Genomic DNA, 7,751 nt, shown 5'->3' with positions numbered 1-7,751 from the left:
ATGCACCTCGGGCAGCGAGTTCTCCAGCACGTCAGCCTCCAGTTGCGTCTTGGTGGCCTCGGCCTCCGCCACCCGCATTCGGGCGTCCGCGGTGATCTGCATCCGATCGATCCAGGCCAGCGCGAGTGCCGAGAAGATGAAGGCGATGTGGATGATGACCTGCCACATCGCCCCTTCCCAGGTGATCTCGTTGCCATGGCCGCCGTCGGCGATGCCGGGCGCGACGCCGTCCTTCATGTTGGAGACCTCGATGAAGGTCTTCAGCAGGTGGATGGAGGAGATGCCGATGATGGCCATCGCCAGCTTCACCTTCAGCACGTTCGCGTTGACGTGGCTGAGCCATTCCGGCTGGTCGGGGTGCTGTTCCAGGTTGATCTTGGAGACGAAGGTCTCATAGCCGCCGACGATCACCATGATCAGCAGGTTCGCGATCATCGCCACGTCGATCAGTCCGAGCACGGCGAGCATGATCGTGGACTCGTTGGGGTGGTGACCGCTGAACATCGGGGTGATGACGTCGTCGCCGATGAGTCCGATCAGGTCATAGACGAAGACGACGACATAGACCAGCTGCGCGACGATCAGTCCCACATAGATGGGCGCCTGCAGCCAGCGGCTGGCGAAGATGAACCCACCGAGCGCACGTGCGCTCGGGCGGTTGTTGTAGGTCGTCGTGCCGTGATCGGAGCGGTTCGCGGACTTCTGGGCGGCCACAGGTTCCCCCTGGTTTCGTTCGGTTCGGGACGATTCAGGATACGGCGTGCGGATGACCGAGCGCCGAGAGCACGGCGTTCCAGCGCAGCCGGGGAAGTTCTGCGACGAGATCGGCACGGATGCGCTCGGGCGGCGCCGTCATCGGGAACGCCGTGATGAGACGACCGGCCACGCTGTATGCCACCGCGGACATCCCGGCGCTGTGCAGGATCCCGATGCGCGACGTGACGATCCGGTCCGCGATGGGCACGGGGACGTCCAGGTGCGGTGCGGCATCGTGCAGCGCCACGGTCATCAGCTCGGCCGCGCGTGACAGCAGAGTCGGACCGGGCCGCCAGGGCGTGAGGGCGTCGTCCGGGAGTCCGGCGGCTCGAGCGAGGTCGGAGGTGAGCCAGCGCTCGCGCTTGAGGCCGTACGGTGTCGCGGCGAGCGACAGCAGATATCCGTAGCAGTGGATCAGACCGGCATTGCCGACGGGCCAGGTGGCCTCGATGCCCGCATACCGGTGCAGCGCGCCAAACAGTCCGGCGCCGATCACCGGGTCCCGGGTGTTCTCATCGATCACGGTGGACTGTCCCCAGGCGGTGAAGGCACGCGCATCCCGATCGGCCGCGATCGAGGCTTCGAGCCAGTCGACTGACGCGATGGCGCGTTCGGGATCCGTGGACGCGAGGGCCGTCGCGATGTCCAGCTCGTGGGCGCGCGGATCTTCGGCATTCCGATCGGTCTCCGCAGCGGGTCTCATGAGCCCACTCTAAGCCGCAGATTTCCGGGCTACGAGCCGGAGTTCACGCACTGTTCACACGGATTGGTCGCATTGTCCACAATCGGCGTGCATCATGGACGCAACGTCCACAAGGAGGATTCGTGACCAACCGACCAGCAGTGATCTTCGACTTCGACGGTACCGTCGCGCTCGGCGACGGGCCGTTGCGGGCCTATGCCCGTGCGGTCGAGGAACTCGGAGCAGTGACCGGCATCGAGCAGGCGCTCACCGTTCCCGCCCCGGAGCTGCTGGACGGCTACGACGTGATCCGCGCCGCGGCCGAGGAGCGCGGGGTCACCGCAGAGACCCTCGCCGCTGCGTATCTCACCAGTCGCGCTGCGCTCGGAAGCGCCGAAGCCGCTGTCATCGCGCCCGCCGGTCTCGCCGAGTTCCTCCGCGCGGCGGGAGAGGCCGGAGTCCTCCGCATCCTCGCCACCAACGCGCCCGATGTGCGCATCGCCGAAGCGCTCGAATCGCTGGGGGTCGCGGACGGTTTCGACCGCATCATCACCGGCGTCGGCAAGCCCGCAGGGCTGGACGTTCTTCTCGATGACCTCGCTGCGGAGGGCGTCACCGATGTGCTGAGCATCGGCGACATCTGGCGCAACGACCTCGCCCCGGTGCACCGCCGGGGCGGCCGCACCGCACTGATCGGTGAGTTCGCGGACGAGTCCGCGACTCCCGATCATCGTGCACCGACTCTGCCGGAGCTGTGGGACGACCTGCGCTCGTGGCTTCCCGCACCCGCCCCATCCACCTCTTCCCACTGAGCCCCACACGAAAGCGAATGCAATGCGCACCTCCCTCCTCCGCGCTGCCGGCCTCGGCGCCGCAGCCCTCATCGCCCTCGGCCTCGCCGGCTGTGCGTCCGGTGACGCCAACGCCACGGGTGCCGCGACCGACTCCGCCGCGTCCGACCCGACATCGCTCACCCTCGCGCTGGTCCCCTCCCAGGATCAGTCGGGTCTCGTCGAGACGGCGGCTCCGCTGACTGACGCCCTCACCGAGGCGCTCGGCATCCCCGTCACGGGCGTGGTGTCCAAGGATTACCAGGCCGCCGTCGAGGCGATGGGGGCGGGGCAGGCGCAGATCGGATTCCTGCCGTCCCTGCAGCTCTGGCAGGCCTCCGACATGTACGGCGCGCACACCGTGCTGCAGACCGAGCGCAACGGCAACATCACCTACCCGGCTCAGTTCATGACCAACAACCCTGACAAGTACTGCGCCGACAAGCCGGTTGAGCGCGACGGCAAGCTGTTCTGCAACGGCGCCGACGCATTGCAGGGTCCGGCCGGTTTGGACGCCATCACGAAGATCGCGGGTGCCAAGGTCGCGCTGCTCGGTCCGGGCTCGCCCGCCGGCTACATCTACCCGATGCTCGCGCTGAAGGAAGCCGGGCTGGACATCGACAAGGACTTCGAGAAGCTGCCCGTCACGGCCAACGACGCCAGCGTCCTCGCCGTCTACAACGGCGATGCCGAGGTCGGCTTCAGCTTCTGGGACGCGCGCGACATCGTGAAGAAGGACACTCCGGACGTGGGCCAGAAGGTGGTCGTCTTCGCCCTCAGCGAGGAGATCCCGAACGACGGTGTCGCGCTGACCGACGACCTCTCGCCCGAGCTGCGCGACAAGATCACGAAGGCGCTCGAGGACTTCTCCAACACCGAAGAGGGCTCGAAGGCGCTGCAGAGCATCTACTCCATCACCAAGCTCGCCCCGGCCGACCCGTCGTCGCTGGATGTCGTGGCCAAGGCCGCGAAGGAACTGGGACTGCAGTAAGTGACCGCCACGCACAACAGCGCGGACGTCGTGGCTTCGGCCGCGGCGTCCGCGCCGTGGTCGATCTCGCTCGATCACGTCACCGTCCGCTACCCCAACGGCGTCGTCGGCCTCGACGACGTGACCCTGGACATCGCCGCCGGCGACATGGTCGCCGTGGTAGGGCTCTCCGGCTCCGGGAAGTCGACCCTGATTCGCGCGATCAACGCTCTGGTGCCCGTGAGCTCCGGCTCACTTGCCGTGGGCGGGCACCACGTCGACGGCGCCTCCGGTCGTCAGCTGCGCCGCCTCCGCGGCGACATCGGCATGGTGTTCCAGGGCTTCAACCTCGCGGGCCGCGCGAACGTCCTGCAGAACGTGCTGGTGGGCCGTCTCGCCCACACCCCGTTGTGGCGCACGATGCTCGGCATCTACCGGGAATCCGACAAGGAACTCGCCTACGACGCTCTCGACCGAGTCGGCATCCTCCCCAAGCTGTATGACCGCGCCTCGGCATTGTCGGGCGGACAGCAGCAGCGAGTCGCGATCGCTCGCGCGCTCGCTCAGCAGCCGCGCATCGTGCTGGCCGATGAGCCGGTGGCGAGCCTGGATCCGCCCACCGCGCACGGCGTGATGACCGATCTGCAGGACATCAATCGCGATCTCGGCATCACCGTGCTGGTGAATCTGCATCTGCTGGATCTCGCTCGCGAGTTCGGCACCCGGATGATCGGCATGCGAGCGGGGAGGGTCGTCTACGACGGCCCAGCGGCCACCGCGACCGATGCGGACTTCGAGGAGATCTACGGACGCTCGCTCACCACCGCCGACAGGTCCGGCGCATGAGCTCGATCACCCTCGCTAACGGACGCACCGTGACGCTGCCGGAGCGACCCCGGGGCCGCGGGAAGCTGTGGGTGATCGCGAGTGTGATCCTCGCGATCACCGTGATCATGTGCCTCCCCGGCATCGGAATCGGCTTCGATCTGCAGGCGATCGCGCGCAACTGGCAGCACGGCGCCGACAAGGTCATCAAGCTCCTGCTGCCGGACTGGTCCTTCTTCCCGCGCACCGTGGCACCGTGGGTCGAGACCCTGCAGATGGCGGTGATCGCCACGGCGGTCGCCTCGGTCATCGCGCTGCCGGTGAGCTTCTGGGCCGCCCGTCCCAGCAATCCCACCGGGTGGACGCGCGGTGTTGTTCGCACCGTTCTCAACATCATTCGCTCGATTCCGGATCTGCTGTACGCCGCCGTGCTCGTCGCGATGGTCGGTGTCGGCGCGCTGCCGGGCATTCTGGCGCTGGTCGTCTTCAACCTCGGCATCATCGTGAAGCTCGTGTCCGAGGCCATCGACATCACCGACCGTGGCCCGATCGAGGCGGGTCGCGCGGCCGGTGGCACCCAAACCCAGATCAATCGCGCCCTGGTGTTGCCCGACACCTGGCCCGCGTTCGTCAGCCAGGTGCTGTTCGTCTTCGAGCTGAACGTGCGCGCATCGACCGTGCTCGGGCTCGTCGGTGCCGGCGGCATGGGTCTTCTCATCGACTCCGTGCGCACCTACTACCGGTACGACCAGCTCTCGCTCATCATCCTGGAGATCCTCATCGTGGTGATCGTCATCGACGTGGTCAGCGACGCGATCCGACGGAGGCTCGTGTGAGTGCCGTCGATCTCGCGCCACCGGCGTTCGCGCTGCCGGCGAAGCCGCGACACCCGTGGCGGCTTGTCATCGGCGGCGTCGTCACGATCGTGGTGGTTGTCGCGTTCTGGTCGGTGGACATCACCTGGTCCCGGCTCGCAGACCTGCCGGCGGAGGTGATCCGCTACGTCGGGCTGATGTTCGCCTCGCCGAACTGGGCGAAGCTTCCCGACGCTCTGCTGCAGACCTGGCGATCGATCGAGATGGCCTGGATCGGAACGGTGCTGGGCATCATCCTCGCCACTCCGATCAGCTTCTTCGCCGCGCGGGGTTTCGGTCCCGCCTGGCTGCGCTGGCTGCTGCGCGGAATCTTCTCGCTGATCCGCGCGGTTCCGGAGATCATCTTCGCGATCATCATCCTGTCCGTCACGGGGCTGACGCCGCTGACGGGCGCGCTCGCGCTCGCGATCAACGGCGTGGGCACGCTCGGAAAGTGGGGCTACGAGGCAGTGGAGTCCGTTTCGCCAGGACCGATCGAGGCCGCGCGTGCCGCGGGCGGCGGGACGCTGCAGGTGATCCGCTGGGGAGTGTGGCCGCAGGTCACGCCCGCGTTCCTGTCGTTCTGGCTGTACCGGTTCGAGATCAATGTCCGTTCGTCGGCGGTGCTCGGGCTGATCGGCGTCGGCGGTATCGGCGACATGCTCACCTCGTACACCCAGTACCGTGAGTGGTCGACGGTCGGTGTGCTGCTGATCGTCGTGGTGGTGGTCACGATGGCCATCGACGCCATCTCCGGGGCGCTGCGCCGGCGGATCATGGAGGGTGCACGTGTCAAGCAGCAGTGAGTCGGGGGCTCGGAGCGCTCCGCCCAGCGTGCGCATCGCCACGGTGCTGAACTCGCTGCAGCCGACCGAGCGTCGTGTCGCGGATCTCGTGCTGCAGTCGCCGGAAGCGGTGGTGGAGCTGACGGCACAGGAGCTTGCCGACCGCGTCGGTATCGGCCGATCCAGCGTCATCCGTGCATGCCAGAGCTTCGGCTATCGCGGCTTCCCGCAGCTGCGGGTCGCGCTGGCGGCCGAACTCGCCGCGCACGGCGACACCGCCACCGACTACGACGAGAGCGTGGTGGGGCGGATGCGCGCGGCGATCGATCGCGTGGCGCAGTCCCTGCCGCAGGCGATCAGCATGCTGGACGATGAGGTGGTGTCGGCCGCGGTGCGCTCGGTGGCGGAGGCCCGGCGTCTGCTGGTGGTCGCCAACGGACTCTCGGCGCCGATCGCGAGCGACCTGTCGATGCGCCTCACCGCGGTGGGACGACCCGCGGAGTTCGTTCCCGACGCCATCGCGCAGCAGATCGCGGCGAGCGGTCTCGGCTGGCAGGACGTCTGCCTCGTGATCTCCGGGTCGGGCGCCAACGAGTCGTCGTTGCGCGCCGCGGCTGCTGCACGGAACGCGGCGAGCATCGTTGCGCTCACGTCGTTCGCCTCGTCCGCGCTGACGGAGCTGGCGGATCGCTCCCTCGTGATCGCCCCCTCGGGCGTCTCCTTCCGCGATGAGCTGGAGCATACGTCGCGCGTCGCGCATGCGGTGTTCGTCGAGGTGTTCGTGGATGCCGTGGCTCGCGAGCTGGGTTCTCGCGCCACGGACGCGCGGGGTCGTGTGCTCGAGATCCTCTCCGAGAACCTCACCGACGCCGGCGAGTAGCCGCTGAAAGCTGGAAAACGCAGCCTGGAACGCGTTCTGGGCTGCGTTTTCCAGCTCCGCATCCGGCATCCGTTCCTCCACAGCAGGAGGACGGGGAGAGGAGGTGAGTGCGCGAGAGCAGATGGAGGCAGGATCGGGCAGGTGCGCCATCGAATTCCGCTTCCGCCGGAGCTGGACTCCGTGTTCACCCTCCGCGACGCGCAGGCCCTCGGCATCCGCCGCGGGCGAGCCGATGCGCGCGATCTGCACCGGCCGTACCCGGGCGTTCGCGCGACATCTCGACCGGAGGGTTTCGCCGATACCGTCGCCAGCGGAGCGGTCCGCCTCAAACCCGGGCAGCTGTTCGTCGGTGTGACGGCGGCGCGCCTCTGGGGTCTGCCGTATCCGCGCCCATGGCGCGTCGGCGAGCCGCTTCACGTCTGCGTGCCGACCGATGCGACGCCGCCGACCGCGCGAGGAATACAGGGCCGCCGACTGGCCGCTGATCGCGTGGATGAGTGGCGGATAGGAACGATCCCCGTCGTCGATCCGGTATCCGCTGCGTTCAGCAGCGCGCCGGAACTGACGACCATGACGGCTGTGGTCATGCTGGACGCCCTGTTGTCATCGGCCGACAACTATCCCGGGTTGCGTCGCGGTCGGCCGATCTTCACCACAGACCTCATTGCAGAGCACCTGCGACGCTGGGGGCCCTTTCCCGGCGTCGCGACGATCCGGGCCGCACTACAGCTCGCGCAGCCAGGAGTCGAGTCCCCGAAGGAGACGGAGACGCGTCTCCTGCTCCTGGCCGCCGGTCTGCCCGAGCCCGTCATCCAGCACGAGGTGCGCGATGGGTCCCGCCTGGTCGCTCGCGTCGACCTGGCATACCCGCAGTGGCGCATCGCGATCGAGTACGAGGGCGACGGGCATCGCACCGATGCACCGCAATGGCGACGGGACATCCAGCGTCAGCGTGCACTGGAGGAACGCGGGTGGATCGTCATCCGGCTCACCCACCTGGATCTGGTGTCCGGTGGGTCGGAGCTGCTGGCGTCGGTTCGCCGTGCCATGGTCTCTCGCGGGAACTGAGAGCTGGAAAACGCCGCTCGGATCGCTGGCGGTCCCCGGTGCGTTTTCTCGCTGCCATGGCCGTGTGTTCGAGCCAGGTGCTGCGGCCACGCACTGTTGGT

Annotated in this window: 9 protein-coding genes; 7 read left to right on the top strand and 2 right to left on the bottom strand. The window is 67.8% G+C overall.

What is annotated here, in order from left to right; genetic code table 11:
• A partial coding sequence (locus ACI3KU_RS02195; RefSeq protein ID WP_404920645.1) for a TIGR00645 family protein occupies positions 1–714 on the bottom strand: 714 nt, incomplete at its 3' end.
• Between the two features lie 34 nt (positions 715–748).
• Positions 749–1,459: an amino acid deaminase gene (locus ACI3KU_RS02190; RefSeq protein WP_404920644.1), complete on the bottom strand. Its 711-nt coding sequence runs from the start codon at positions 1,457–1,459 to the stop codon at positions 749–751.
• 122 nt (positions 1,460–1,581) lie between these two features.
• On the opposite strand from ACI3KU_RS02190, the gene ACI3KU_RS02185 reads away from it, so the two are divergent.
• The 7 genes from ACI3KU_RS02185 to ACI3KU_RS02155 all read left to right on the top strand — a co-directional run bounded on the left by ACI3KU_RS02185 (position 1,582) and on the right by ACI3KU_RS02155 (position 7,650).
• Positions 1,582–2,250 carry an HAD family hydrolase gene (locus tag ACI3KU_RS02185; protein WP_404920643.1) on the top strand — a complete coding sequence of 223 codons (669 nt, stop codon included), beginning with the start codon at positions 1,582–1,584 and terminating at the stop codon, positions 2,248–2,250.
• A 22-nt stretch (positions 2,251–2,272) separates the two neighbouring features.
• Positions 2,273–3,259, top strand: coding sequence for a phosphate/phosphite/phosphonate ABC transporter substrate-binding protein (locus ACI3KU_RS02180; protein WP_404920642.1), 987 nt, complete (start codon positions 2,273–2,275; stop codon positions 3,257–3,259).
• Positions 3,260–4,084 carry a phosphonate ABC transporter ATP-binding protein gene (gene phnC, locus ACI3KU_RS02175; RefSeq protein WP_404920641.1) on the top strand — a complete coding sequence of 275 codons (825 nt, stop codon included), beginning with the start codon at positions 3,260–3,262 and terminating at the stop codon, positions 4,082–4,084.
• Entirely contained in the window at positions 4,081–4,899 is an 819-nt protein-coding gene (gene phnE / locus ACI3KU_RS02170; RefSeq protein ID WP_404920640.1) for a phosphonate ABC transporter, permease protein PhnE, read from the top strand. The genes phnC and phnE (ACI3KU_RS02170) overlap by 4 nt, the downstream gene beginning before the upstream one ends.
• The gene (gene phnE, locus ACI3KU_RS02165; RefSeq protein WP_404920639.1) at positions 4,896–5,723 is read left to right on the top strand and encodes a phosphonate ABC transporter, permease protein PhnE; all 828 of its coding nucleotides are present in this window, start codon (positions 4,896–4,898) and stop codon (positions 5,721–5,723) included. Before phnE (ACI3KU_RS02170) ends, phnE (ACI3KU_RS02165) begins: the two co-directional genes overlap by 4 nt.
• On the top strand, positions 5,707–6,582 hold the full coding sequence (locus ACI3KU_RS02160) for a MurR/RpiR family transcriptional regulator (protein ID WP_404920638.1): 876 nt from the start codon (positions 5,707–5,709) through the stop codon (positions 6,580–6,582). Before phnE (ACI3KU_RS02165) ends, ACI3KU_RS02160 begins: the two co-directional genes overlap by 17 nt.
• 141 nt (positions 6,583–6,723) lie before the next feature.
• Positions 6,724–7,650 (top strand): endonuclease domain-containing protein, encoded by a 927-nt coding sequence (locus ACI3KU_RS02155; RefSeq protein WP_404920637.1) that lies wholly within the window; start codon positions 6,724–6,726, stop codon positions 7,648–7,650.
• Positions 7,651–7,751: the final 101 nt, after the last annotated feature.

The organism is Microbacterium sp. ZW T5_56, from assembly GCF_044987425.1.
In the GTDB taxonomy this organism is placed as follows: Bacteria; Actinomycetota; Actinomycetes; order Actinomycetales; family Microbacteriaceae; genus Microbacterium.
Note: the sequence above shows the minus strand (reverse complement) of the source record. Positions and strands in the feature narration are given on the sequence as shown.

Excerpts from the sequence above, each read along its gene's own strand:
- ACI3KU_RS02180 (WP_404920642.1), top strand. The coding sequence starts at position 2,273 with ATGCGCACCTCCCTCCTCCGCGCTGCCGGCCTCGGCGCCGCAGCCCTC.
- phnE (WP_404920640.1), top strand. The coding sequence starts at position 4,081 with ATGAGCTCGATCACCCTCGCTAACGGACGCACCGTGACGCTGCCGGAG.
- ACI3KU_RS02190 (WP_404920644.1), bottom strand. The coding sequence starts at position 1,459 with ATGAGACCCGCTGCGGAGACCGATCGGAATGCCGAAGATCCGCGCGCC.